This window comes from Brevundimonas sp., from assembly GCF_035627055.1.
GTDB lineage: Bacteria > Pseudomonadota > Alphaproteobacteria > Caulobacterales > Caulobacteraceae > Brevundimonas.
Map to the genome: position 1 here is coordinate 95,643 of NZ_DASPMM010000007.1, position 24,243 is coordinate 119,885.

22 protein-coding genes are annotated in these 24,243 nt (G+C 69.7%); 8 read left to right on the forward strand and 14 right to left on the reverse strand.

Going from position 1 to position 24,243, the window contains the following annotated elements; genetic code table 11:
- Nucleotides 1-3,177 (forward strand): bifunctional proline dehydrogenase/L-glutamate gamma-semialdehyde dehydrogenase PutA, encoded by a 3,177-nt coding sequence (putA, locus tag VEA98_RS02915; protein WP_324810974.1) that lies wholly within the window; start codon nt 1-3, stop codon nt 3,175-3,177.
- Between the two features lie 150 nt (nt 3,178-3,327).
- On the opposite strand, the gene VEA98_RS02920 is transcribed toward putA, so the two are convergent.
- From VEA98_RS02920 to VEA98_RS02930, 3 genes are all read right to left on the reverse strand, one after another.
- Nucleotides 3,328-3,897 (reverse strand): hypothetical protein, encoded by a 570-nt coding sequence (locus VEA98_RS02920; RefSeq protein WP_324810975.1) that lies wholly within the window; start codon nt 3,895-3,897, stop codon nt 3,328-3,330.
- A gap of 18 nt (nt 3,898-3,915) precedes the next feature.
- The gene (locus VEA98_RS02925) at nt 3,916-4,212 is read right to left on the reverse strand and encodes a hypothetical protein (RefSeq protein WP_324810976.1); all 297 of its coding nucleotides are present in this window, start codon (nt 4,210-4,212) and stop codon (nt 3,916-3,918) included.
- A 102-nt stretch (nt 4,213-4,314) separates the two neighbouring features.
- Complete coding sequence (locus tag VEA98_RS02930; protein ID WP_324810977.1) at nt 4,315-5,022, reverse strand: hypothetical protein; 708 nt, start codon at nt 5,020-5,022, stop codon at nt 4,315-4,317.
- A gap of 236 nt (nt 5,023-5,258) precedes the next feature.
- Between VEA98_RS02930 and VEA98_RS02935 the strand changes: the two genes are divergently transcribed.
- Nucleotides 5,259-6,470, forward strand: a complete 1,212-nt coding sequence (locus VEA98_RS02935; RefSeq protein ID WP_324810978.1) for a glycosyltransferase — start codon at nt 5,259-5,261, stop codon at nt 6,468-6,470.
- Here VEA98_RS02935 and VEA98_RS02940 read toward each other — a convergent pair.
- From VEA98_RS02940 to VEA98_RS02950, 3 genes are all read right to left on the reverse strand, one after another.
- Entirely contained in the window at nt 6,467-6,868 is a 402-nt protein-coding gene (locus VEA98_RS02940) for a GFA family protein (protein ID WP_324810979.1), read from the reverse strand. The genes VEA98_RS02935 and VEA98_RS02940 overlap by 4 nt on opposite strands.
- Before the next feature lie 66 nt (nt 6,869-6,934).
- Nucleotides 6,935-7,852 carry a hydroxymethylglutaryl-CoA lyase gene (locus VEA98_RS02945; RefSeq protein WP_324810980.1) on the reverse strand — a complete coding sequence of 306 codons (918 nt, stop codon included), beginning with the start codon at nt 7,850-7,852 and terminating at the stop codon, nt 6,935-6,937.
- A complete protein-coding gene (locus tag VEA98_RS02950) occupies nt 7,849-9,510 on the reverse strand; it encodes a glycosyltransferase family 39 protein (protein WP_324810981.1) in 1,662 nt (553 codons plus the stop codon). Before VEA98_RS02950 ends, VEA98_RS02945 begins: the two co-directional genes overlap by 4 nt.
- 79 nt (nt 9,511-9,589) lie before the next feature.
- Here VEA98_RS02950 and VEA98_RS02955 point away from each other — a divergent pair, with 79 nt between their 5' ends.
- Nucleotides 9,590-10,318, forward strand: a complete 729-nt coding sequence (locus tag VEA98_RS02955; protein ID WP_324810982.1) for a glycosyltransferase family 2 protein — start codon at nt 9,590-9,592, stop codon at nt 10,316-10,318.
- Between the two features lie 110 nt (nt 10,319-10,428).
- On the forward strand, nt 10,429-10,854 hold the full coding sequence (locus VEA98_RS02960) for a hypothetical protein (protein WP_324810983.1): 426 nt from the start codon (nt 10,429-10,431) through the stop codon (nt 10,852-10,854).
- A gap of 130 nt (nt 10,855-10,984) precedes the next feature.
- On the opposite strand, the gene VEA98_RS02965 is transcribed toward VEA98_RS02960, so the two are convergent.
- Complete coding sequence (locus tag VEA98_RS02965) at nt 10,985-11,773, reverse strand: phosphatase PAP2 family protein (protein ID WP_324810984.1); 789 nt, start codon at nt 11,771-11,773, stop codon at nt 10,985-10,987.
- A gap of 239 nt (nt 11,774-12,012) precedes the next feature.
- Here VEA98_RS02965 and VEA98_RS02970 point away from each other — a divergent pair, with 239 nt between their 5' ends.
- Entirely contained in the window at nt 12,013-13,911 is a 1,899-nt protein-coding gene (locus tag VEA98_RS02970) for a ribonucleoside-diphosphate reductase subunit alpha (RefSeq protein ID WP_324811008.1), read from the forward strand.
- A gap of 385 nt (nt 13,912-14,296) precedes the next feature.
- Here VEA98_RS02970 and VEA98_RS02975 read toward each other — a convergent pair whose 3' ends face one another.
- Together VEA98_RS02975 and VEA98_RS02980 are read right to left on the reverse strand one after the other, a co-directional pair.
- Entirely contained in the window at nt 14,297-15,592 is a 1,296-nt protein-coding gene (locus tag VEA98_RS02975; protein WP_324810985.1) for an MFS transporter, read from the reverse strand.
- Entirely contained in the window at nt 15,576-16,046 is a 471-nt protein-coding gene (locus VEA98_RS02980) for a cupin domain-containing protein (protein WP_324810986.1), read from the reverse strand. The genes VEA98_RS02975 and VEA98_RS02980 overlap by 17 nt, the downstream gene beginning before the upstream one ends.
- Before the next feature lie 48 nt (nt 16,047-16,094).
- On the opposite strand from VEA98_RS02980, the gene dapE reads away from it, so the two are divergent.
- On the forward strand, nt 16,095-17,255 hold the full coding sequence (gene dapE / locus VEA98_RS02985) for a succinyl-diaminopimelate desuccinylase (protein WP_324810987.1): 1,161 nt from the start codon (nt 16,095-16,097) through the stop codon (nt 17,253-17,255).
- Here the strand turns inward: dapE and VEA98_RS02990 are convergent.
- Entirely contained in the window at nt 17,252-17,389 is a 138-nt protein-coding gene (locus VEA98_RS02990) for a hypothetical protein (RefSeq protein WP_324810988.1), read from the reverse strand. The genes dapE and VEA98_RS02990 overlap by 4 nt on opposite strands.
- 72 nt (nt 17,390-17,461) lie before the next feature.
- Nucleotides 17,462-18,775, reverse strand: coding sequence for an amidohydrolase (locus VEA98_RS02995; protein WP_324810989.1), 1,314 nt, complete (start codon nt 18,773-18,775; stop codon nt 17,462-17,464).
- Nucleotides 18,776-18,858: 83 nt separating this feature from the next.
- On the opposite strand from VEA98_RS02995, the gene VEA98_RS03000 reads away from it, so the two are divergent.
- Together VEA98_RS03000 and VEA98_RS03005 are read left to right on the forward strand one after the other, a co-directional pair.
- Entirely contained in the window at nt 18,859-20,160 is a 1,302-nt protein-coding gene (locus VEA98_RS03000; RefSeq protein WP_324810990.1) for an MFS transporter, read from the forward strand.
- A gap of 44 nt (nt 20,161-20,204) precedes the next feature.
- Nucleotides 20,205-20,636 carry an SRPBCC domain-containing protein gene (locus VEA98_RS03005; RefSeq protein WP_324810991.1) on the forward strand — a complete coding sequence of 144 codons (432 nt, stop codon included), beginning with the start codon at nt 20,205-20,207 and terminating at the stop codon, nt 20,634-20,636.
- Here the strand turns inward: VEA98_RS03005 and VEA98_RS03010 are convergent.
- From VEA98_RS03010 to VEA98_RS03020, 3 genes are read right to left on the reverse strand one after another with little or no spacing between them, the layout of a single operon-like run.
- Complete coding sequence (locus tag VEA98_RS03010) at nt 20,633-21,574, reverse strand: type II secretion system F family protein (protein WP_414642132.1); 942 nt, start codon at nt 21,572-21,574, stop codon at nt 20,633-20,635. The genes VEA98_RS03005 and VEA98_RS03010 overlap by 4 nt on opposite strands.
- A 57-nt stretch (nt 21,575-21,631) precedes the next feature.
- Nucleotides 21,632-22,609, reverse strand: coding sequence for a type II secretion system F family protein (locus VEA98_RS03015; protein ID WP_324810993.1), 978 nt, complete (start codon nt 22,607-22,609; stop codon nt 21,632-21,634).
- Nucleotides 22,610-22,615: 6 nt separating this feature from the next.
- Entirely contained in the window at nt 22,616-24,241 is a 1,626-nt protein-coding gene (locus VEA98_RS03020) for a CpaF family protein (RefSeq protein ID WP_324810994.1), read from the reverse strand.
- Nucleotides 24,242-24,243 lie beyond the last annotated feature (2 nt).

The following is a 24,243-nucleotide window of genomic DNA, read 5'->3' on the forward strand; positions in this document are numbered from 1 at the left end:
ATGGACGCACACGTTTCTCCGCCCCTTCCGCTGTCGCAGGATTGGGATGCGCTGGATCAGGGCAAGTTCGCGGATGAAACCGCCACGGTGCGAAGCCTGCTGGCCCGCATCCCGCTCGACGCCGCCGAGCGCGCGGCGGTCCTGAACAGCGCCGTCGACCTGGTCGAGCGCGCCCGCGCCAGCGTCAAGAAACAGGGCGTGGTCGAAAGCTTCCTGCAGGAGTTCTCGCTCGGCACCCGCGAGGGCCTGGCCCTGATGTGCCTGGCCGAAGCCCTGCTGCGCACCCCCGACGAGGACACCCGCGACCGCCTGATCGCCGAGAAGATCGGCTCGGCCGACTGGGCCAGCCACCTCGGCCAGTCCGACAGCCTGTTCGTCAACGCCTCGACCTGGGGCCTGATGCTGACCGGCAAGCTCGTCGATGTCGATGAGGAGGCCAGGACCGACCTGCCCGGCTTCCTCAAACGGATCGTCGGCCGCCTCGGCGAGCCCGTCATCCGTGAGGCCGTCGCCGCCGCCGTCCGCATCATGGGCGAACAGTTCGTGGTCGGCCGCACCATCGAGGCCGCCCTGAAGCGCTCCAACCGGAACGGCTGGCTGTGCTCGTTCGACATGCTGGGCGAGGGCGCCCGCACCGCCGCCGACGCCGAACGCTACGAGCGCATCTACGCCGAGGCCATCCACGGGGTCGGCAAGGCCATGCCCGAGCGGCCGGATATGCGCGGCCCCCAGACCGGCCACGGCGTCTCGGTCAAGCTGTCGGCCCTGTCGCCGCGCTACGAGGCGACCCACGAAGCCCGCGTCTGGGAAGAACTGTATCCCCGGGTCAAGCGGCTGGCGATGATCGCGGCCCGGTATGACATCAATTTCTGCATGGACGCCGAGGAGGCGGACCGGCTGGTCTTGTCGCTGAAGCTCCTGGACCGCCTGGCGAACGATCCCGATCTGGGTGACTGGAAGGGCTTGGGCCTCGCGGTGCAGGCCTATCAGAAGCGCGCGCCCGAAGTGGTGTCCCGCGTCGCCGAACTGGCCCGGACCTCGGGCCGGCGCATCATGGTCCGGCTGGTCAAGGGCGCCTACTGGGACACCGAGATCAAACGCGCCCAGCAGTTCGGCCGCACCGACTATCCGGTCTTCACCACCAAGGCGGCGACCGACCTCAACTACCTGGTCTGCGCGCGCCTGCTGATCGAGTCCGCTCCGCACCTCTACGCCCAGTTCGCGACCCACAACGCCCACACCCTCGCGGCGGTGCGGCGGATGGCCAGCGACGCTGACGTGCAAATCGAATTCCAGCGTCTCCACGGCATGGGAGAGGACCTCTACGATGCGGCTGAAGACAGCTTCCGCGGTCGGGCCCCCGGGTCCTCGCGGCCGCCGGAAGAAACCATCATCGTCCGCGCCTACGCCCCCGTCGGCGGGCACGAGGACCTGCTGCCCTATCTGGTCCGCCGCCTGCTCGAGAACGGCGCCAACTCCTCCTTCGTCCACGCCCTGCTCGACGAGCGGGTGCCCGCCGCCGCCGTCGCCGCCGACCCCATCTCGTCCGTCGAGGCCCACCCCGACCGCCACGCCAAGATCCCGACCCCCAAGGACATGTACATGGACCGCCAGAACTCGCTGGGCCGCGACTACTCCCAGGCCGCCGACCGCGAGCGGCACGTCCTCGCCCTCGAAAAGGTCGACAGCGAAAAGCTGACCTCCGGCCCCATCCTCGGCGGCAAGCTCAAGGCCGGGACCAACCCCCAGCCGGTCACCAACCCGTTCGACACCACCCAGCTGCTCGGCCACGTCTCGGAAGCGACCGAGGCCGACATCGACGCCGCCGTCGACCTCGCCGTCCGGGCCCAGGTCAGGTGGGACCGCGTCGGCGGCGCCGGGCGCGCCCCCATCCTGCGCGCCATGGGCGATGCGCTCGAGGCCGACATGGACCGCCTCGTCGCCCTGCTCTCGCGCGAAGCCGGCAAGACCCTCAACGACGGCGTCGCCGAGGTGCGCGAGGCGGCCGACTTCTGCCGCTACTACGCCATGCTGGCCGAGCGCGACTTCGGCGGGCCGCAGGAGCTCAAGGGCCCCGTCGGCGAGATCAACCAGCTGGTCCTGCACGGCCGCGGCGTCTTCGCCTGCATCAGTCCGTGGAACTTCCCGCTGGCCATCTTCACCGGCCAGATCGCCGCCGCCCTCGCCGCCGGCAACGCCGTCCTGGCCAAGCCCGCCGAACAGACCCCGCTGGTCGCCGCCGAGGCCGTGCGCCTCTACTACAAGGCCGGGCTCAACCCCGACCTGCTGGCCCTCGTCCCCGGCCGCGGCGAGACCGTCGGCGCCAAGCTGGTGGCGCACCCGGGGGTCGATGGCGTCGCCTTCACCGGGGGCACCGACACGGCGACCCTGATCAACCGTTCGCTGGCCAATCGCCCCGGCCCGATCATCCCCTTCATCGCCGAGACCGGCGGCCTCAACGGCATGTTCGTCGACACCACGGCGCTGAAGGAACAGGTCATCGACGACGTCATCCTGTCGGCCTTCGGCTCGTCGGGCCAGCGCTGCTCGGCCCTGCGCCTGCTCTATGTCCCGCACGACGCCGCCGACGCCCTGATCGAGGGCCTCAAGGGCGCCCTGGCGGCTCAGGTCGTGGGCGACCCCGCCGATCCCGCCACCGACATCGGCCCGGTCATCGACGCCGACGCCAAGAAGATGCTCGAGGATCACCTCAAGCGGCTGGAAGGCGATGCGAAGATTGTCGCCCGCGCCGAACTCCCCGCCGGCGCCGACAAGGGCCACCTGTTCGCCCCGACCATCGCCGAGGTCCCGACCCCCGACTATCTGGAACGCGAGGTGTTCGGCCCCATCCTGCACGTCTGCCGCTACGAACCGTCGAAGCTCAAGCAGACGGCGTCCAAGCTGGCCGAGCGCGGCTACGGCCTGACCCTCGGGGTGCACAGCCGCATCGAGGCCTTCGCCGACGAGGTCGCCCGCCTCGTCCCCGCCGGCAACGTCTACATCAACCGCTCAATCATCGGCGCCGTCGTCGGCGTCCAGCCCTTCGGCGGCGAGGGCCTCAGCGGCACCGGCCCCAAGGCCGGCGGCCCCTATAGCCTGATCCGCTACGCCGCCGAAAAGGCCATCAGCAACAACATCTCCGCCCAGGGCGGCGACCCGGCGCTGCTGAACCTGTGACCAACTGATCCGCTCATCCCCGCGAAGGCGGGGACCCAGTGCTTTGGGTGACCGGTTGCGGTGATGCGCGGCGCTGGCCGTCCTGAAGCACCGGCGTCTCGCTGGACAGAACCGGGTCCCCGCCTTTGCGGGGATGAGCGGGTGAGGAGACTAAACCTCCGCCGCCCGCGCCTCCCCCCGCGCCGCCTCCCGGAACAGCCACGCCGACAGCAGCCAGCCCAGCGCGAACACGCCGACGATGCCGAAGACGATGTACTCATAGGCCAGGGCGACGAAGGCCGTGCCGAACTGGGCGGCCGCCGTCACCGCCATGACCAGCGCCATGCCCCTCGCCCGGAACCGCACCAGAAAGGCCCCGATCAGGGCGATGGCGATCACCCCGAAGAAGATCTGGTTCAGCGGGTTGTTCTCGTTGCCGATGATGCCGACGGCCAGGTTCGACCAGGTGATCAGGAAGCTGGTCCCCACCGCCACGATCACCCCGGCCCGGTAGGCCAGCTGCCCCGACAACCGCAGCCCCACCTCGCAGACCCCCGCCGCGACCAGCAGCATGATCCCCCAGGCGACGAAATCCTCCGTCGTCCACGGCAGGTCCACCGTGAACCGGGCGACCAGCGGCACGAGCCAGGCAAACGCCGCCCCGCCCCAGACAATCCCCCGCAGCGCCCGCGCCAGCCGCGCGTCTCTCTCCGAAATCCCCATCTTCGCGTCTCCGTTCATGACCGAAACTCCCGTCCGCTAGTGGAATATGCCGACCGCGGCCTCGACCCAGATCAGGGCCACCACGGCGACGACGCACAGGGCGAAGCCGATGCGGATCACGGGGTTGCGCACCCGCCAGGCGACCAGTTCGATCAGGCCGGCGCCGCCGATCAGCAGCACCCCGGCGAAGACGAAATCCTCACCGGTCCAGTTGACCTCCTCGGTGAACTGCATGGCCAGCGCCGGCGTCAGCATCACCAGGGCGATGGCGCCCCAGCCGATCATCCGCAGCGTCTCCCACAGCCTATCCAGGTCCTCGTTCGTCACGTTCATCGCTCGTCTCCCCGTCGTGATTGACGTCCGGACCGTGCCGGGAGACATCCTGTGAAGCATGAGCGAATTGTGAGGCCTCGCTGAAAAGCGCGCCGGACTCCCTCACCTCCCGGCCGGCCCCGCCACATAGATCGTGCAGGTCGAGGCCCCTCCGGTCAGCGGATTGTCGAACGCCACCACCTCGGCCCGCGCCGCCGGGAACACCGCCGCCAGCACCGCGAGAAAATCGTCGTCCGGGCCCTCGTCCGACCACATGGCGAACACCCCGTCAGGCTTCAGGGCGTCCCGCACGCGCGCCAGCCCCTCGGGCGAATAGAAGCGTGCATGTTCGGGATGCAGCAGCTGGCGCGGCGAATGATCGATGTCGAGCAGCACCACGTCATAGCGTTCCCCCTCGCTCCGCGGCGCATCGAACCAGCCGAAGAAATCCCCGTGCGACAGGGTGCAGCGCGGCTCGGTCCCGAGACTGTCGCCGATCGGCACAAGCCCCGCCCGGTGCCATTCGATCACCGGCTGCAGCGCATCGACCACCTCGACCGAAGCCACCCGCGGATGCGCCAGCGCCGCCCGCGCCGTGTAGCCGAGCCCCAGTCCGCCGACGAGCACCCGCAGGCCTTCGCCCCGCGACGCCGCCAGCCCGCGCACCGCCAGCTCGATCTCCCCCACCGTGAACAGGCTCGACATCAGGTGCTCGTCGCCGAGGATCACCTCGACCACGTCCCGGTCGATGGCCGCCACCCAGCGCCGCCGCAGCACCAGCGGCCCCATCGCCGTGGGGCGATAGTCCAGTTCCTCGATCAGCCGTCCCATGCCGCCCTCCGCGCCGCGCGCCGGTCGCGCGCCTGGCACCCTGGGGGCGAACCCGCCCGAACGCCATCACGGCGGCGCGAAAACACGGTTGAGGGGGGCGGCTCCGGCGGGGCGTGAACACGCCTCCCGCTCCGGGCCGAACTGGAAGTGGTGATCAATGAGTTGAGTTCAAGAATTGCGGCGCGACGATTTATGCGCAGTTTGTCGAGCCCTCGAAAACCGGACGGGAGGGTTCCATGCGCATACTGTTGTCGACCTTTGGATCACGCGGCGACCTCGAGCCGATCGCGGCGCTCGCCGTGGCGCTCCAGTCCCTCGGCGCTGAGGCCGTCGTCTCCGCCCCCGCAGACCCCGAGTTCCTCCGGCTCCTTGACCGCGCCGGCGTCCCCTTGGCCCCCGCCTTCATGCCGATCCGCGCCTTCGTCGAGATGGCGCGCCGCTCCGGCTGGAAGCTGCCGCAGACCGCCGCCGAGGTGGTGCGGGGCCAGTATGAGGCGATCGACGCCGCCGCCAACGGCTGCGACGCCATCGTCGCCACCGGCCTGTTTCCCTCGACAGCCGCCGCCCAGGCCGTGTCCGAGACGCGCGGGGTCCCCTTCGTCCTGACGAGCTTCTGTCCCGTCGTCCTGCCCTCGCGCCATCACCCGCCGCTGTCCTATCCCGGCCATCCGAACCCGCCCGGCGTCACCGACAACACCGCCTTGTGGGCCTTCAACGACACAGCCATGGACGCCCTGTTCGGCGAGGCGGTGAACGGACACCGCGCCGCCCTCGGCCTCCCGGTCCTCGACCACGTCCGCGACCGCGTCTTCACCCGCCGGCCCCTGCTGGCCGCCGACCCGGTGCTGGCGCCGTGGGAGCCGACCGACCTCATCGACCCGGTCCAGACCGGCGCCTGGATCCTGCCCGACGACCGTCCGCTCGGGTCAGACCTTCTGGCCTTCCTCGACGCCGGCGAACCGCCCGTCTACCTCGGCTTCGGCAGCATGCCGATGGAGGCGCTGAAGCAGGCCGGCCGCATGGCGGTCGAGGCCATCCGCGCCCACGGCCGCCGCGTGATCCTGTCCCGCGGCTGGGCCGAACTCGGCCTCGAAGACGACCGCGCCGACGCCTTCGCGGTCGGCGACGTCAACCAGCAGGCCCTGTTCCCGCGCGTCGCGGCGGTCATCCATCACGGCGGCGCCGGCACCACCACCGCCGCCGCCCGCGCGGGCGCGCCCCAGGTCATCGTCCCCCAGGTCGCCGACCAGCCGTATTTCGCCAGCCGCGTCGCCGCCCTCGGCGTCGGCGCCGCGCATGACGGCCCCACGCCGACGGTCGGGTCCCTCTCCGCCGCCCTGGACATCGCGCTGCGCCCGCAGACCCGCGCCCGCGCCGCCGGGCTGGCCGGGACGATCCGCGCCGACGGCGCGGCGGTGGCGGCGCGCTGGCTGCTCGACGCCCTCTAGCCGGTCCCATCGTCGTGCCGGCCCGCCGCCGTGCGGTTGCGCTCATACCGCCTCATCCCCGGAAACGGCGGCAGCCACGACTCGCGCCGGGCGGTCCAGTTCTCATAGGTCGGCGTCAGCTGATCCGGCGCGTCGAGCGTCCCCAGATGCAGCTCGACCTCATCCCCGCTGCGCGCGAACAGCGACGAGCCGCAGCGGGGGCAGAAATGCCGCCCCGCGTAGTCGCGCGTCTCGCCCTCGATCGTAACGGCGTCCTCGGGGAAGATCGCCGCCGCATAGAACAGCGCCCCATGATGCTTGCGGCAATCCATGCAGTGGCACAGCCCGACCCGGTACGGCCGCCCCGTCGCCGCGATCCGCACATCCCCGCACAGGCACCCGCCGGTGAACCGGTCCATGCTCGCTCTCCTCCGCGATCGCACCGCCGGACCCGGGTCCGGCCTGTCAGCTGACCCTTCCGCCGCTCATCGCTTGGGCCAGCCCCCCGCCCGGCTCAGCGCGCTCGGCGCCGGGCGGCCGATCTTCTCGCCGATCCAGCGCGCCGTTTCGATCAGGGCGTCGAGGTCGTAGCCGGTCTCGAACCCGGCCCGCTCCAGCATGTAGACCAGGTCCTCGGTGGCGATGTTGCCGGTGGCGCCCGGCGCGAACGGGCAGCCGCCGATGCCGCCGACCGAGGCGTCCAGCACATCGACGCCCGCCTCCACCCCGGCATAGGCGTTGGCCAGTCCCGTGTTGCGGGTGTCGTGGAAATGCAGCCGCAGGACGGCGTCGGGCGCGGCCTTGCGGGCGGCCTCGACCATCTTGGTCACGCGCCACGGATCGGCCACGCCGATGGTGTCGGCCAGGGCGATCTCGGCCACCCCGAGCTCGCCGATCCGGCCGACCAGATCGGCGACCTGATCGACCGACACCTCGCCGTCGAACGGGCAGCCCCAGACGCAGCTGAGCGTCGCCGACAGCGACGGCGTCGCCCCCGGCTGCCCGGCCGCGTTGGCCCGCCCCGCGACGATGTCCGCCAGCATCTGCACCTGCTGGTCGACGCCCATGCCCTGGTTCTTCAACCCGAAGCCGTCGGTCGCCGACATGGCCACATTGACCTCGTCCACCGCCGTGCCCAGCGCCCGGTCGTAGCCCTTGCCGTTCAGCACCAGTCCGATGCGGCTGCGCCGGGCCTCATGCGGCAGGGCGGCCATGACCTCCTCCGCGCCGGCCATCTGCGGCACGTATTTCGGATGCACGAAACTGACCGCCTCGATGCGCCGCGCCCCCGCCGCCTCCAGCCGCCGCACCAGGTCGGCGCGGACGGCGGGCTCCAGCACCGCCTTCTCGTTCTGCAGCCCGTCGCGCGGCCCGACCTCGACGAGGGTGATGCGGCGGCTCACTGCGGACCTGTCCCCGACGGCGCATAGACGGTGAGGCTGACGTCGTCGCCGCGCGAATAGTTGTGGCCGTTCACCACCCCGACCGCCCGCCCGGTCACGCCGAGCTCGGCCGAGGCCTGGCGGAAGGCGTCGGCGTCGCGTCCCTCGACGATCACCGGCCGGCCCTCGGCCAGCGCGCGCGCCGCGCCCGCCGCGTCGGTCAGCTCGGTCTCGCGGCCGGTCAGGAAGACGAAGCTGGGCTCATGGAAGCCGGTGATGGCCACCGGCCCCGGCCGCCCCTGCCGCGGATGCAGATCGGCCCGCTCCAGCACCTTCTGCAGTTGCGGCGCCACGGCCAGCGGCCTCAGCTGGCGCAGGGTCCCGGCCAGGCCCGCATGGGCGACCAGCCCCAGCGCGATCGACACGACCACCGCCGTCACCGCCGCCCGGTGCAGCAGCAGGAAGGCCCCGATCAGCGCCGCCAGCACGGCGAAGACGATGGTGATGGTCGCCCAGGTCTGCGCCGTCGAGCGCCCGAACTCGGTCAGGCCGTAGACCGTGACGGCGGCGATGGCCAGGCCGCTGATCACCGACAGCACGGCCCCGGAATAGCGTGAGATCGAGCCGATCGGCCGGGTCAGCGCCGCCGCCGCCAGCAGGGCGATCGCCCCGAAGGTGGGCAGGGTGTAGTGCGGCAGCTTGGTCGGGGTCAGCTCGAAGATCAGCCAGGCCGGGACCAGCCAGCAGACCAGGAAGCGCACCGCCGGCTCGGCCCGCCGGCGCCAGCCCGTCGCCAGCGCCGCCGGCAGCAGCAGCGCCATCGGGAACAGCAGCACCGGCGCCAGCAGCAGGAAATACCCCGGCGGCGCCCCGTGGCTCTCGTGCCCGCCCGCCAGCTTCGGCGCCAGGTCGCCCATGATCGCCTCGCGCCAGAAGCCGCCGTCGGTGGCGATGGTGATGGCGATGGCCCACGGCCCGACGATGAGCGCCGTCAGCGGCAGGCCCCAGCCCCAGCCCAGCCGGCCCAGCCATTTCACGTCCCGGTCCCACAGCGACAGCAGCAGGATGGCCGGAACCACGACGATCAGCCCGACCGGCCCCTTGATCAGGATCGACAGCCCGACCCCCAGCCAGAACATCAGCTTGTGCGGCCTTCGCGGCGCCGCCCCCGCCCTGGTCGCCAGATAGATGCGCGCCAGCCCGGCCATGGCCAGGGTCGCCGCCGCGCACAGCATGGCGTCGGTCTTGGCGATGCCCGCCTCGGTCGAGAGCAGGAAGGTCGCCCCCAGCATGGCCCCGGCCAGGAAGCCGGCCCTCTGGCCGAACATCGCCGCCCCGGCCCAGGCGCAGGCCGCCGCCGCCAGCATGGCTCCGAGGATCGACGGGATGCGGTAGGCCTGGATGTCCCGGTTCTCGACGCTGGAGGTCACCGCCACCGCCGCCGCCTGCATCCAGTAGATGCCGACCGGCTTCTTCCAGCGCGGCTCGTCCTGGAAGCGGATGTCGACGTAGTCGCCGCTCTCCAGCATCTGCGAGGTCGCCTGCGCGTAGCGGCTCTCGTCGCGGTCCAGCGGCGGCAGCAGCGCCAGCACCGGCAGCCCGGCCAACAGGGCGATGAAGGCCGCCATCACGGGGCCCCGCCAGCCGGCGATGAATCGGTCGAGATCGGGGCGCGTCATGTTCATCTTCCTAACACGCCGCTTCGGCCCGCGTCAGCCATCCCTCCCCCGCCGCCGCGAAACCCGCTAGACAGCCTGAATGATCGAAGCCGCTCCCGACATCTCCGTCGTCGTTCCCGTGCATGACGAGGAGGGCGCCGCCGGCCCGCTGGCCCGCGAGATCGCCGCCGCCTTCGCCGGGCGCGCCTATGAGATGGTCTTCGTCGACGACGCCTCCCGCGACGGCACCCTGGCCGAACTGCGCGGCCTGATGGCCGAACTGCCGGCCCTGCGCGTGCTCAGCCACGGCGCCAACGCCGGCCAGAGCCGCGCCGTCCGCACCGGGGTGCTGGCCGCCCGCGGGGCCATCGTCGTCACCCTCGACGGCGACGGCCAGAACCCGCCCGCCGATGCGCCCCGCCTCGCCGACCTGCTCGCCGCCTCGCCCTCGACCGTCGCCCTGGTCGGCGGCGTGCGCGCCAGCCGCCAGGATTCCGAGGCCAAGCGCTGGGCCTCGCGCTGGGCCAACCGCATCCGCAAGCGCCTGCTCGCCGACGACGCCGACGACACCGGCTGCGGCCTCAAGGCCTTCCGCCGCGAGGTCTTCCTGCGCCTGCCCTATTTCGATCACGTCCACCGCTACCTGCCGGCGCTGATGATCCGCGAGGGGTTCGAGAACCGCTATCTCGACGTCGGCCATCGCCATCGCGAGACCGGCCGATCGAAATACACCAACTGGGGACGGCTGGTGGCCTCGCTCTCCGACCTGCTCGGCGTCATGTGGCTGAAGTCGCGCTCGCGACGGCCCGGCGCCATTTCCGAATTCTGACCGCTCGCCCCTCAGGCGAGCAACCGTAGCGGTACGGAGCGAACAGGGGTATTCATCGTTAACAAGCGCGACCGTATCGCGCCCCGCGCCGACGTCCTGGAGCCCCAGCCATGCTGATCGCCCTGCCGCTGCTCATCATTCCGGTGGTCATCTACGCCGTCGTCATCCTCAGCGGCGTGGTTGGAACCGGCGGCGTCGCGGCGGCCGAACAGGCCCTGCGCGATCCGATCTTCACCATTCCGATGGTCTCGGGCAGCGGCTGGAACATCGGCAGCGGCGACCTGATCCTGTTCCTGGCCCTGATCCTGCTGTTCTTCGAACTGCTCAAGTCGACCTCCAGCCAGAAGGTCGCCATCGTCAATCACGCCCTGTCGATGATCCTGTTCGTGGCCTGCCTGGTCGCCTTCCTGCTGATCAAGGGCTTCGCCACCTCGACCTTCTTCCTGATCCTGACCATGATCATGCTCGACGTCCTCGCCGGCTTCATCGTCACCATCATCTCGGCCCGCAAGGACCTGGAGTTCGGGGCGGGCTGAGGCAGGCGGCAGGCAGCAGGCAGCAGGCAGCAGGCAGCAGGCAGCAGGCAGCAGAATCCTCATTGGCCGGTGGACGGGGCAAGCGAAGAAACCGCGCTCGTCCTGCTGCCTGCTGCCTGTTGCCTGCTGCCTACCCCTCCTCATCCACCGGCAACACATGCGGCGCCTGCGGCCGCGCCGTCTGGCGCCGCTGCAGGCCGTAGGCGATCAGCCACAGCGCCATGGCCCAGGCCGCGCCGACGCTCCAGCCGGCCAGCACGTCGGTGGCCCAGTGCGCCGCCAGATAGACCCGGGTCAGGCCGACGAGCAGCGTCAGCAGCACCGCCACCGCGATCACATAGGCCTTGAGCCGCTTCTGCGGGAAGGCCCGGGTCAGCATCACCCCGATGCTCAGGTAGAACACCGCCGACAGCAGGCTGTGGCCCGACGGGAAGCTGGCGCTCATCGTCTCCACCGCCCGCAGCGCCTCCGGCGGCCGGTCGCGGCCGAACAGCGCCTTCAGTCCCTCGCTCAGGGCGACGCCGCCGATCAGGCCCAGGGCCAGCAGCAGGCCCGACAGCCGCTTGCGCTGCAGAATCAGGAAACCGGTGACGATCACCGCGAACAGACTCAGCACCGCCGTGCCGCCCAAGGCGGTTAGGTCCATCGCCGCCGTCTCCAGCCAGCCCGGGCCCCATGGATCGGCGATGGCATGCGGCCGCATCGCCTCCAGCACCCCCTGGTCGAAGGCCCGGCCGTCGGCCTCGGTCATGTCGTCGGCCAGTTCGACGAAGGTCATCACCCCCAGGGCGACGATGAACAGGGCGCTGACCGCGGCGATCTCGGTGCGCGCGATGCGAAGGGCGCGTCGGGCGAAGGCGGCGATCTGGTCGGGGGTCATCGGGCCGAAACGGTCCCGCTTGCGGGACGTTCCCCTCACGCGTTCGTGATCGAAAATCGGGCGCCGGCGTGACACCCCTGTGACGCCCGTCCGTGCGGCCTGTCCACAGGCTCATCCCCCGCCTTGAAGCCGATTCGCCCAGAAAGTGATCGTCAACCCCGTTGACGGGTCGTTAGCCATCTGCGCCCCATATGTGGGCTTGGGGAGCACTTCGGCCACTACATGATGTGGTCGGCGGTGCGAGCGACTTATTCGATCAGTTCAGGGCAGTGACCATTATGGCCGGCGGCGAAGCGTTGAAGACAGTGGATTTCCAGTCGGTTGCGGCTGCGGACGCCGCCGATCGACCCCACCTCAAGGTGGTGGCGCCCTCGATCCAGCTCGACCGGTCGCGTGACGACCTGCTGACCGACTTCGGCAAGAAGACGCTTGAGGATCGCTACCTGCTTCCCGGCGAGTCCTACCAGGACATGTTCGCCCGGGTCGCCACCGCCTACGCCGACGATCCCGCCGTCAATCCGGGCCACGCCCAGCGCGTCTACGACTACATGTCGAAGCTGTGGTTCATGCCGGCCACCCCGGTGCTGTCCAACGGCGGCGCCGACCGCGGCCTGCCGATCTCCTGCTTCCTCAACGCGGTCGGCGACAGCCTCGACGGGATCCAGAACGTCTGGAACGAGAACGTCGCCCTCGCCTCCAACGGCGGCGGCATCGGCACCTACTGGGGCGGCGTCCGCTCCATCGGCGAGAAGGTCAAGGGCGCCGGCCAGACCTCGGGCATCATCCCCTTCATCCGGGTCATGGACTCCCTGACCCTGGCCATCAGCCAGGGCTCGCTGCGCCGCGGCTCGGCCGCCGTCTACCTCGACATCCACCACCCGGAGATCGAGGAGTTCCTCGAAATCCGCAAGCCGTCGGGCGACTTCAATCGGAAGTCCCTGAACCTGCACCACGGCATCAACATCACCGACGAGTTCATGTTCGCGGTCCGCGACGGCAAGACCTTCGACCTGAAGTCGCCGAAGAATGGCGAGGTGCTCAAGACCGTCGACGCCCGCACCCTGTGGCAGAAGATCCTCGAGATCCGCCTGCAGACCGGCGAGCCCTATCTGATCTTCTCCGACACGGTGAACCGCCAGATGGCCCCGCACCAGCGCGAGCTGGGCCTGTCGGTCAAGCAGTCGAACCTGTGCGCCGAGATCATGCTGCACACCGGCCGCGACCATCTCGGCGTCGACCGCACCGCCGTCTGCTGCCTGTCCTCGGTCAATGCCGAAACCTTCCTCGAATGGCGCGAGGAGCCCAAATTCGTCGAGGACGTGATGCGCTTCCTCGACAATGTGCTGGAAGACTTCATCCGCCGCGCCCCGCCGGCCATGGCCGCGGCCGTCTATTCCGCCAAGCGCGAACGTTCGGTGGGCCTCGGCCTGATGGGCTTCCACTCCTTCCTGCAGCAGCAGGGCGTGGCCTTCGAATCCGCCATGGCCAAGTCGTGGAACATGCGGCTGTTCAAGCACCTGCGCCGCGAGGCCGACAAGGCCAGCCGCCTGCTGGCCGAGGAGAAGGGCCCCTGCGAGGACGCGGCCGAGCGCGGCGTCATGGAGCGCTTCAGCCACAAGCTGGCCATCGCCCCGACCGCCTCGATCTCGATCATCTGCGGCGGCACGTCGGCGGGCATCGAGCCGATCCCGGCCAACATCTACACCCACAAGACCCTGTCCGGCTCCTTCGCGGTCAAGAACCCCTATCTGGAGAAGGTTCTCGGCGAGAAGGGCATCGACACCAGCGAGGTGTGGAACTCGATCCTCGAGCACGAGGGTTCGGTCCAGCACCTCGACCAGCTGAGCGACGATGAGAAGGCCATCTTCAAGACCGCCTTCGAACTGGACCAGCGCTGGGTCGTCGAACTGTCCGCCGACCGCGCCCCGGAAATCTGCCAGGCCCAGTCGATCAACCTGTTCATCCCGGGCGACGTCGACAAATGGGACCTGCACATGCTGCACTGGCGGGCCTGGGAGACCGGCGTGAAGTCGCTCTACTACCTGCGCTCCAAGTCCGTGCAGCGCGCCGCCTTCGCCGGCGCCGAGGACAAGGCCGAGGCCGAGATCGACCCCAACCAGCCCGACCTCTTCAGCGCCGCCCGCACCGACTACGACGAGTGCCTCGCCTGCCAGTGAGGCAGGGGCGGTCCCGACCGTCTCCTCCCCGTTCGCTCTTCGCGAATGGGGAGGGGGACCGCGCAGCGGTGGAGGGGCGAAACGGCGCAACGGTCGTGCGTCGGAAAGAGCCCCTCCGTCACGGCGTGACGCTGTGCTGACAATCCGGGAATCCATAGTCGGCTTGCGCGCAAACTCTCCCGCGAGATCAGCCACATCCGCTTCTCTCAAACCCGTCTTCTGCGCACACCGCCCGGCGGGCGCATAACGGTCCGGTTCGCCTCCGCCGCCGGTCTTTGACAATCGAACCCACGCGCAAAACCGACCGCTATGCACTCTGCGGACGCAATGCACTCTACGGACGCTACGGACGCAATTCTCCCGTTCTACCCGGGTAAAACCCGCCTCACTCCAGCCTGTCCGCCCTGCGCAGGCCCGGGAACAGCTTCGCCCACAGCCCGGTGGCGGCCAGCGCCCCGACCCCGCCGAACACCGCCGCTCCGATGGGCCCGAGGAACCGCACCACCAGGCCGGAATAGGCCTCGCCCAGCTCGTTGGACGCGCCGATGAACAACATCGACACCGAACTGACCCGGCCGCGCATGTGGTCGGGCGTCGACAGCTGGATCAGGGTCTGGCGGATGTTGACGCTGACCATGTCGGCCGCGCCGCCGATCAGTAGGGCCGCGGCGCTGATCCAGACGATCTTCGACAGGCCGAAGACGATGGTGCAGACGCCGAACAGGGCGACGGCGGCGAACATCCATTTGCCGCCATGTCTCACGATCGGGAACCGCGCCAGATACAGCGCCATGCCGAACGCGCCGACCCCGAAGGCGGCCCGCAGCAGGCCGAACCCCTCGGGTCCCACATGCAGGATATCGCGCGCGAAGATCGGGGTCAGCAGGGCCACGCCCGCAAACAGCACCACGATCAGATCCAGCGAGATCGCCCCCAGCACCACCTTGGTGGTCCAGACGTATTTCAGTCCCTCCTTGACCGCCGCCCAGCGTCCCGGGCCGGTCCCGACCCGCTCGGGCTGGCCCGTGGTGCGGATCAGCAGGAAGGCCGCCAGTCCCGCCAGGAACAGGCTCATGGCCACGCCATAGGCCAGCGGCACATTGATGCCGACGATCACCCCGCCCAGGGCCGGTCCGGCGATGGCTCCGGTCTGGAAGGCGATCGACTGGGCCGCGATGGCCCTCGGCAGGGCCGCCCGGCCCACCACCATCGGCAGGAAGGCCTGGCTCGCCGGAGCCAGGAAGGCCCGGCACGCGCCGAACAGGCAGGCCACGGCCAGCAGTCCCGACAGCGGCGGCGAGCCGTGGATGGCCATGGCCAGGAAGGCGACCGCGCACAGGGCCTCGACCGCGATCGAGGCCGCCACCGTCAGCTTGCGGTCGCGCCGGTCGGCCATCTCCCCCGCCGGCAGGGTCAGGGCCAGCAGCGGGATGAACTGGGCCAGGCCGACCAGCCCCAGGTACAGGCTGGCCTCGGCGATCGGATGGTCCCGCCGCGCGATCTCGTAGACCTGCCACAGCAGGGCCGACGACTGGATCTGGATGGCCAGCACCGCCGCGATCCGGCCGAGCCACAGCAGGCGGAAATCGCGCATCTTCCAGGGATTGGTTCCCTGCGCGTCCCGCGCCGCCTCGACGACGGCGGGGGTGATCGGCTCGGGGGCCTCAGGTGCGTCGGTCATGCTTCGGGTAGGGGGTTCCGTCTCGATGGAAGTAGCCGCCGGGGCGGAAGATCATGTCGATGTCGGGGTATTCGCCGCTGTCGCCCTCGGGCGCCCGGCTGCCGACCTCCAGCAGAACCGCCTCGGCCCCCGATCGGTTCTCGATCTTGTGCCCGTTCGCGACCCCGGCCTTGAACCCGGCGCAGTCCCCGGCCCTCAGCACGGTCTCCCCCTCATCCTCGACCAGCACCACCTCGCCGGAGACCACCCAGACGAACTCGTCCTCGCCCGCGTGCCAGTGCCTCTGGCTCGACCAGGCCCCGTCCGGCAGGCGCAGCAGGTTGACCCCGAACTGGTCCAGCCCGACGGCATCCCCCAGCCGCCAGCGCCGCCGCGCCCTGCACGGCCCGTCGAACGGTTCGGGGTAGCCCGTGCCGTGTCCCGTCGGGGCGGTTTCGATGTCGATCTTCGGCATGGAGAGAAGCCTTCTCGCAATCGTCCGAACCCCGTAAAGCACAGCTCCATGAGCGCCGCATCACATCCGGTTATCGATCCTGTCGAACTGACCCGCGACCTGATCCGCAGACCCTCCGTCACCCCCGCCGACGAGGGGGCGATGGACCTGCTGGAACGCCTCCTGACCGGCCTCGGCTTCCAGTGCCGCCGGATGAAGTTCGAGGACATAGAAAACCTCTACGCCCGGCGCGGCGCGACCTCGCCCAACCTCTGCTTCGCCGGCCACACCGACGTGGTCCCGACCGGCAGCCCCGCCGCCTGGTCCGCCGCCCCCTTCGAGGCCGAGGTCCGCGACGGGGTGCTCTACGGCCGTGGGGCCGTCGACATGAAGGGCGGCATCGCCGCCTGGATCGCCGCCGTCTCCCGCCTTCTCGCCGAGGGCGAGGTCCCGGGCTCGCTCAGCTTCCTGATCACAGGCGACGAGGAAGGCCCCGCCTTGCACGGCACCAAGCGCGTCGTCGAGGCCCTGATGGCCGAGGGCGAGGTCATCGACGCCTGCGTGGTCGGCGAACCGTCCTCGCAGCACGCCCTGGGCGACACCATCAAGATCGGCCGCCGCGGCTCCCTCAACAGCTGGATCACCGTCCACGGCAAACAGGGCCACGTCGCCTACCCCGACCGCGCCGCCAACCCCGCCCCGGTCATGGCGCGGCTGATGGCGCGGCTGGCCGACCACCGCCTCGACGACGGCTATCAGGGCTTCCAGCCCTCGAACCTCGAAATCACCACCATCGACATCGGCAACCCGGCCACCAACCTGATCCCCGCCGAAGCCCGGGCCCGCCTCAACATCCGCTTCAACCCCAACCACACCGGCGACGAGCTGATCGCCTGGCTCAACGCCATGGCCGGCGAGGCCCAGGCCGAAAGCGGGTTGCGCATCGAGCTTGAGCACCTGTGTTCGGGCGACGCCTTCCTGACCGAGCCGGGCGCCTTCGTGACCGGCGTGCAGGACGCCGTTGAGGCCGCCGTCGGCCGCCGCCCCGAGGCCTCCACCACCGGCGGCACCTCCGATGCACGCTTCATCCGCGCGATGTGCCCCGTGCTCGAACTCGGCCTCGTCGGCCAGACCATGCACCAGATCGACGAGCGCGTTCCGGTAAGCGAGATCGAGGCGCTGACGGAGGTCTACCGCCGCGTCGTCACCACCTACTTCGACCGCCGCTAGAACAGCAGGTCGATCCCCAGCATCGCCCCGCCGAACATCGCCGCGAAGGCCACGAGGAAATAGAAGATTTCACGCCGCGCGCTGCCCCGTCGCTCCAGGGTCATCGGCGGCAATTCAACCGGCAGCCTGCTCATCGCCCCACTCCCGCAAAACCCTACGAGGGTGCGCTCCGATCCTTGCCGGGACGTTGAAAAACGTGGTTGCCGCTACGGCCGCTCGAGGAACCTCAGCGCGGTCAGCACATGGGCCCGGACCCCGACCGGCAGGACCGTCTCGTTGACGTCGAAGCCCGGGGAGTGGTTCGGCGGCGATGTCGCCGGGTCGACCCCGTCGGCGCTGGCCCCGAGGTGGTAGAACACCCCCGGCACTTCCTGCGACAGGTAGCTGAAGTCCTCCGCCACGGTCGTCGGCGGCGCGCCGGCATTGACGTTCCCCTCGCCCGCCGCCTCCTCCAGCACCGGCGCCAGCCAGGCCGACAGCGCCTCGTCGTTGAACACCAGCGCCGCGTTCTGGCGCACTCCGAACTCCGCCGTCGCCCCGTAGGTCTCGGCGACATTGCCGATGGCGACCTGGGCCCGCCGCACCAGATCGTCGCGCTGGGCGATGTCGAAGGTCCGCAGCGTCCCCGACAGCACCGCCCGGTCGGGAATGATGTTGTAACGCACCCCCGCGTCCACTGTGGCGATGGTGAACACCGTCGGCGTGGTGGTCGGGTCGATGGTGCGGGCCGTCAGGCTGTTGATCGTCTGGATCACATCGGCCGAGGCGGAGATGACATCGACCCCCTTCCATGGCCAGGCGCCGTGGGTCTGCCTTCCGTGCAGGGTGATGTCGATCCGGTCCGACGCGGCCATGAAGCCGCGCGGCCGGTACCACATCGTGCCCGGCCGCCCCGGCACCACATGCAGGCCGAAGATGGCGTCGGGGCGAGGATCAGCCAGCGCCCCCTCCTCGATCATCAGGGCCGCCCCGCCCTTCGGCTCGCCCGGAGGCGCGCCCTCCTCGGCGGGCTGGAAGATGAACACCACCGTGCCGGCGATCTGGTCCTTCATCCCGGCCAGCACCTCGGCGGCGCCCATCAGCATGGCCACGTGGGCGTCGTGGCCGCAGGCGTGCGCCACCGGCACCGTGTTGCCCATGTAGGTCCCGGTCGCGGTGGAGGCGAAAGGCAGACCCGTCGCCTCCAGCACCGGCAGGGCGTCCATGTCCGCTCTCAGCGCCACCGTCCGGCCCGGCAGGCCGCCGCGCAGAATGCCGACCACGCCGGTCTTGCCGACCCCGGTGCGCACCTCCAGCCCCAGCGCGCGCAGGTGTTCCGCCACCACCGCCGCCGTCCGCGTCTCGTTAAAGCCGAGTTCCGGATTGGCGTGCAGGTCGCGGCGCCACGCCACGACGCGCGGCGAGACGGCCTCGACCGCGGCCTCGACCTGGGTCTGGGGAACCTGAGCGCGGACCGCTCCGGCCTGCAGGGTCAGAGCGACCGCGAAGGCGGAGGTGGCGAGAAGGCGGTGGATGGACATGACGGCGTCTCCCCCTGAGGACGCGCAACCGTCGCGGAGGACGCACGCTTCCGCAAGGGCCTGTCGCCGCCTAGGGTCCCGCCGTGAACCTCCGCTCGCCCGCCTTCGCCATCCTGTTCGCGGTCAGCCTGATCGCCGCCGCCGGCAATATGGCCCTGCAGTCGGTCCTGCCGGCCATTGGCCGCGAGTTCGGCCTGCGCGACACCCTGGTCTCGGCCGCCTTCGCCATCTCGGCCCTGATGTGGACCCTGACCTCGCCCTACTGGGCGCGGTTGTCGGACCGGGTCGGGCGCAAGAAGGTCATTCTCATCGGATTGGGCGGCTTCGTCGCCTCGATCGGCGGATTCGGCCTGGCGAGCACGGCAGGTCTGCAGCTGTGGCTGGCGCCGATCGTGGCCTTCGTCCTGATGACCGTGGCGCGGACGATTTACGGGCTGTTCGGCTCGGCGTCGCCCATCGCCGCACAGGCCTATGTGGCTGACCGCACCACGCCCGAACAGCGCACCCAGTCGATGTCGCTGCTGGCCTCGGCGCAGGGGCTGGGCACGGTGATCGGCCCGGCGCTGGCGCCCTTCTTCATCCTGCCGATCGTCGGTCTGGCCGGGCCGATGTACGCCTTCGCTCTGTTCGGCGCGATCGTGCTCTGGGTCGTCTGGCGCCGCCTGCCCAGCGGAGACGTGGTGCGCCAGCCCGCGCCCGGCCGCCATCAGGAGGACGCCGGCAAGGGATTGTGGAAGGACCCGCGCGTGCGGGCCTACCTGCTCTACGGCCTGCTGGTGACGGGAGCGCAGGCGGTCAACATCTCGGTGCTGGGCTTCCACATCATCGACGAGATGGCGATCACCGGCACGTCAGTCCGCGACGCCCAGCCGTTCATCGGCATCGCCATGCTGGCCGGCGCGGCCGCCACCCTGATGGCGCAATGGGGCCTGATCCCGCTGCTCAAACTGCAGGCCGCCGACCTGATGCGCTGGGGTGCGGGCCTGGCCCTGCTCGGCAACGTCATGACCATCGCCGCGCCCGGCTACTACGGCGTGGTGATCGGCTATGCGGTGATATCGCTGGGCGTCGGCTTCGCGCGGCCGGGCTTCACCGCCGGTTCGTCCCTGTCAGTCCAGCCGCACGAACAGGGTGCGGTCGCCGGCCTGATGATGTCGCTGGCCGGCCTCAGCTTCCTCGGCCCGCCGGTGATCGGCGTCGCCCTGTACGAGCTGGCCGAGCCCGCGCCGTTCGTGGCCAACATCGTGATGCTGGGCGTCGCCACCGTCCTCTGCTTCGCCAGCTCTCGTCTGCGGCTCGGTCCGCCTGACCTGCCCGAACGCGACGAAACGCCCTCGCCCGAGACCCCGCCGGCCTCCCAGCCTGGACCTGAAGGCGGTCGCTAGTCTGGTGTCTTTTCAGCGCCTGAAAGGCATGTCAGACGGTCCGCATGGATATCGCCCGCATCGAAAAGCGCATCGGCGTGCGCGCCTCTACCGACCGGCTCTGGGAGATCATCGCCGACCTGCCCGGCTGGGACCGGTGGAACCCGATCGAAACCTCCGTCGAAGGGACGATCGCCTATGGCGGCCAGATCTCCCTGACCGAGACCATCGAGAGCCTGCCCGAGCGGCGCGCCGTCGCCCGCGTCGGCGAATGGCAGCCCTACGCCCAGCTGGTGTGGATGGAGAAGCGCGGCCTCTGGTTCCGCTCGATGCGGTATTTCGAGATCGAGGAGCTTGAACCCGGCAGCTGCATCGTCGCCAACGGCTTCATCTTCTCGGGCCTGCGCGGCGAGATGTTCTTCGACAAGCACCGCATCCGCCTGCGTCATGCCGTCGATGCGGTGGCCGAGGCGTGGAAAGCGACCGCGGAGGTCTAGCCGCCCTTGGCCATCGTGTCCTGGATGCTGATGATCGCCGGGGTCAGGATGACGATGAACAGCACCGGCAGGAAGAACAGGATCATCGGCACGGTCAGCTTGGCCGGCAGGGCTGCGGCCTTCTTCTCGGCGGCCGAGAGGCGCATCTCGCGGTTCTCCTTGGCCATGGTCCGCAGCGCCGATCCCAGCGGCGTGCCGTAGGTTTCAGCCTGGGTCATGGCGGTGGCGACCGATTTGACGCCCGGATGATTGGTCCGCTTGGCGAGGCCCTCATAGGCCATCCGCCGATCGGGCAGGTAGCTCAGTTCGGCCGACAGCAGCGTCATCTCCTCGGCCAGGTCGATGGAGGAACCGCCGATTTCCTGGCTGACCTTCTGGATCGCCGCCTCAATCGACATGCCGGCCTCGACGCAGATCAGCAGCAGATCCAGGGCGTCCGGGAAGGCCTGCATGATCGAGGTGCGGCGCTTGGCGATGCGGTTGGCCAGGAAGATGTTCGGCCCGTAGAAGCCGATCACCGCGGCGAACATGCAGATCGTCAGCCGGACCATGACCGTCAGGCCGAAGTCGTTCAGGATGAAGACGTAGAAGACCGCGATGGCGAGCATCACGAACGGCATCGAGAAGCGGAAGAAATAGAAGGTCGTCAGCGGCTTCGGCCCGCGATAGCCGGCCTGGGCCATCTTGTCCGCGACCTTGGGGTCCTCGAGCAGCTTGGTGAGGTTCAGGCGTTCAACGACGCGCTTCTTGAAGCCGGCGTCTGTGTGCCTGAGGTTCTGCGGACCGCTGTGCTGGGCGGCGATGGCCTGGCGGGAGCGGCGCTTCAGCTCCTCGCGGCGCACGGCCACGGCCTTCATCCGCCCCTCCAGCTTGGCCTCGCCGCCGAGGGATCCGAGCAGGGTCACCAGGGTCGCGAACACCAGCACGCCCACGCCCATGCTGAGCAGGTTCTGCAGGTTGGTGACGAAGCCGATGATGTCTCCCACGCCGCGCCCCTAGAACTTGAACGAGATCATGCGCTTCATCACGAAGACGCCGAAGGCCATCATCATCACCGCGATCAGCAGCATGAACTGGCCGCGCGGCTCGGTGAACAGCTTGCCCATGTAGGCCGGGGTCGTGATGCTGACGAGGATCATCACGGCCGGCGGCAGCGAGCCGATGATGCCGGCCGACGCCGTCGCCTCGGACGACAGCGCCTTGATCTTCTCGCCCATCATCTTGCGGGCCCGCAGCACGGTCGACAGGTTGCCCAAGGCCTCGGCCAGGTTGCCGCCGGTCTTCTGCTGGATGCCGATGACGATGGCGAAGAATTTCAGCTCCGGCGTCGGCATCCGCTCGTACATCTTCTCAAGCGCCTGCTGCAGGGTCAGGCCGACGCCCAGACCTTCGACCAGGGTCTGGAACTCCGCGCCGAGCGGCGCCGGGCTCTCGCGGGCGATGATCTTGAAGCAGTCGTGGACCGGCAGCCCCGACTTGATGCCGCGGACGATCACATCGACGGCGTCCGCGAAATGGCTGCCGAACTTCTTGCGCCGCCGGTTCCCCATGAAGCCGACCACCCAACGCGGCAGCCCGAGTCCGAAGACGACGGCGGCGCCGAGGCCGACGAGAATGTTCAGGCCGAACACCAGCGGCGCGAGGAAGGCGACCACCGCCAGCACGGCGCTGACGATCCAGAAGGTCTTCACGCTGGTCGACAGACCGGCCTGCTTCAACTTGGCGGCGAGGCTGACCCGGGCCTTGCGCTGGGCCCGTTCCGACTCCTGCAGCTGCTGCATGATCTGTTTGCGGCGGGCCTCGGGCGTATTCGCCGCGGCGGCCTTTCGGGCGGCGGCCGTGTTCTGCTTGGGGCCGCCGAAATTCTGCGCCCGCTTGACCGCGGCCTCGGATGAATCGCCGCCGCCGACGAAGGCCCAGCCGAGTCCGCCGATGGTGATGAAGGCCAGAACCGCCGCGAGGATGGGAAGCATCGCCGCCTACTCCGCCGCGTCAAGGGCTTCGGCCAGCTCACGCTCCAGCCCGTAATAGCGGGCGCGATCCCAGAACCTCGGACGGGCGATGCCGGTCGAGCGGTGCCGGCCGATGATCTTGCCGTTCTCGTCCTCGCCGGTGATCTCGTAAACGAACAGGTCTTGGGTGACGATCACGTCGCCCTCCAGCCCGACCACCTCGGTGATGTGGGTGATGCGGCGCGAGCCGTCGCGAAGGCGGGCCGCCTGGATGATGACGTCGACCGAGCCGACGATCATCTCCCGGATGGTCTTGGACGGCAGGCCGTAGCCGCCCATGGTGATCATCGACTCCATCCGGCTGATGGCTTCGCGCGGACTGTTAGCGTGCAGCGTGCCCATCGAGCCGTCGTGGCCGGTGTTCATGGCCTGCAGCAGGTCGAACGCCTCCGGTCCGCGCACCTCGCCGACGATGATCCGCTCGGGACGCATGCGCAGGCAGTTCTTGACCAGGTCCCGCATGGTGATCTGGCCCTGCCCCTCGAGGTTGGGCGGGCGGGTTTCGAGGCGCACCACGTGCGGCTGCTGGAGCTGCAGTTCGGCGGCGTCCTCGCAGGTGATGACCCGCTCGGTCGGGTCGATAAAGGCGGTCAGGGTGTTCAGCAGCGTCGTCTTGCCGGAGCCGGTGCCGCCCGAGATGACCAGGTTGCAGCGCGATGCGCCGATGACGCCCAGCACGCGCGCGCCTTCGGGACTGATGGAGTTGTACTCCACCAGGTTCTTCATCGTCAGCTTGTCTTTCTTGAACTTCCGGATCGTCAGGGTCGCGCCGTCGATGGCCAGCGGCGGGGCGATGACGTTGACGCGGCTGCCGTCAGGCAGGCGGGCGTCGCAGATCGGCGAGCTCTCGTCGACCCGGCGGCCGACCTGCGACACGATCCGCTGGCAGATGTTCATCAGCTGGGTGTTGTCGCGGAAGCGGACGTTGGTCAGCTGCACCTTGCCGCCGACCTCGATGAACACCCGGCCTGCGCCGTTGACCATGATGTCGGCGATGTCGTCCCGGGCCAGCAGCGGCTCCAGCGGACCATAGCCGAGGACGTCGTTGACGATGTCCTGGACGAGGTGCTCCTGCTCCGCCACCGACATCGAGACGTTCTTGATCGCCACCAGTTCGGCGACGATGTCGCGGATCTCCTCGGACGCCGCCTTGGTATCGAGCTGGGCCAACTGGGCCAGGTCGATGGTGTTCATCAGGGCGTTGAAGATCGTCGTCTTAGTGGCGTGGTAATAGTCCGACTGCTCGCGGACGATCTCCGCCACCGCCTGGGCTTTCTTCAGCTGTTCGAACCCGGGCGTCGCCTTGGGTCCGGGCGCGTTCTTGGGCGTAGGCGCCTCGGCGACCGGCCTGGGCCTCGACGCCAGGGCGTCGAGGCGGTCCGCAGCCTCGGACGCGGGCTTGGCGTTGTAGGAGTCGGTGCGGGCCTGCTCGCGCTGCAGCTCCGCCACTTCACCGCCGAAGGCGAAGGCCTGGGTCTGGACGCCCGGCTCCGGCTGCAACCCGGGCGGGGCCGCGGCCGCCGGTGCAGGCGCGGGCGCCGGGCGCGCGGCCGGGGCGGCGGCTCCAGGCTGACCTGTGCGCTTGCCGAACACGC

Coding starts and splice junctions, on each gene's coding strand:
- putA (WP_324810974.1), top strand. CDS start 1: ATGGACGCACACGTTTCTCCGCCCCTTCCGCTGTCGCAGGATTGGGAT.
- VEA98_RS03015 (WP_324810993.1), bottom strand. CDS start 22,609: ATGCTTCCCATCCTCGCGGCGGTTCTGGCCTTCATCACCATCGGCGGA.
- VEA98_RS02955 (WP_324810982.1), top strand. CDS start 9,590: ATGATCGAAGCCGCTCCCGACATCTCCGTCGTCGTTCCCGTGCATGAC.
- VEA98_RS02950 (WP_324810981.1), bottom strand. CDS start 9,510: ATGACGCGCCCCGATCTCGACCGATTCATCGCCGGCTGGCGGGGCCCC.
- VEA98_RS03010 (WP_414642132.1), bottom strand. CDS start 21,574: ATGGGCGTGGGCGTGCTGGTGTTCGCGACCCTGGTGACCCTGCTCGGA.
- VEA98_RS02930 (WP_324810977.1), bottom strand. CDS start 5,022: ATGGGACGGCTGATCGAGGAACTGGACTATCGCCCCACGGCGATGGGG.
- VEA98_RS02970 (WP_324811008.1), top strand. CDS start 12,013: ATGGCCGGCGGCGAAGCGTTGAAGACAGTGGATTTCCAGTCGGTTGCG.
- VEA98_RS02995 (WP_324810989.1), bottom strand. CDS start 18,775: ATGTCCATCCACCGCCTTCTCGCCACCTCCGCCTTCGCGGTCGCTCTG.
- VEA98_RS02990 (WP_324810988.1), bottom strand. CDS start 17,389: ATGAGCAGGCTGCCGGTTGAATTGCCGCCGATGACCCTGGAGCGACGG.
- VEA98_RS02980 (WP_324810986.1), bottom strand. CDS start 16,046: ATGCCGAAGATCGACATCGAAACCGCCCCGACGGGACACGGCACGGGC.
- VEA98_RS03005 (WP_324810991.1), top strand. CDS start 20,205: ATGGATATCGCCCGCATCGAAAAGCGCATCGGCGTGCGCGCCTCTACC.
- dapE (WP_324810987.1), top strand. CDS start 16,095: ATGAGCGCCGCATCACATCCGGTTATCGATCCTGTCGAACTGACCCGC.
- VEA98_RS02975 (WP_324810985.1), bottom strand. CDS start 15,592: ATGACCGACGCACCTGAGGCCCCCGAGCCGATCACCCCCGCCGTCGTC.
- VEA98_RS02925 (WP_324810976.1), bottom strand. CDS start 4,212: ATGAACGTGACGAACGAGGACCTGGATAGGCTGTGGGAGACGCTGCGG.
- VEA98_RS02960 (WP_324810983.1), top strand. CDS start 10,429: ATGCTGATCGCCCTGCCGCTGCTCATCATTCCGGTGGTCATCTACGCC.
- VEA98_RS02940 (WP_324810979.1), bottom strand. CDS start 6,868: ATGGACCGGTTCACCGGCGGGTGCCTGTGCGGGGATGTGCGGATCGCG.
- VEA98_RS02935 (WP_324810978.1), top strand. CDS start 5,259: ATGCGCATACTGTTGTCGACCTTTGGATCACGCGGCGACCTCGAGCCG.
- VEA98_RS02920 (WP_324810975.1), bottom strand. CDS start 3,897: ATGAACGGAGACGCGAAGATGGGGATTTCGGAGAGAGACGCGCGGCTG.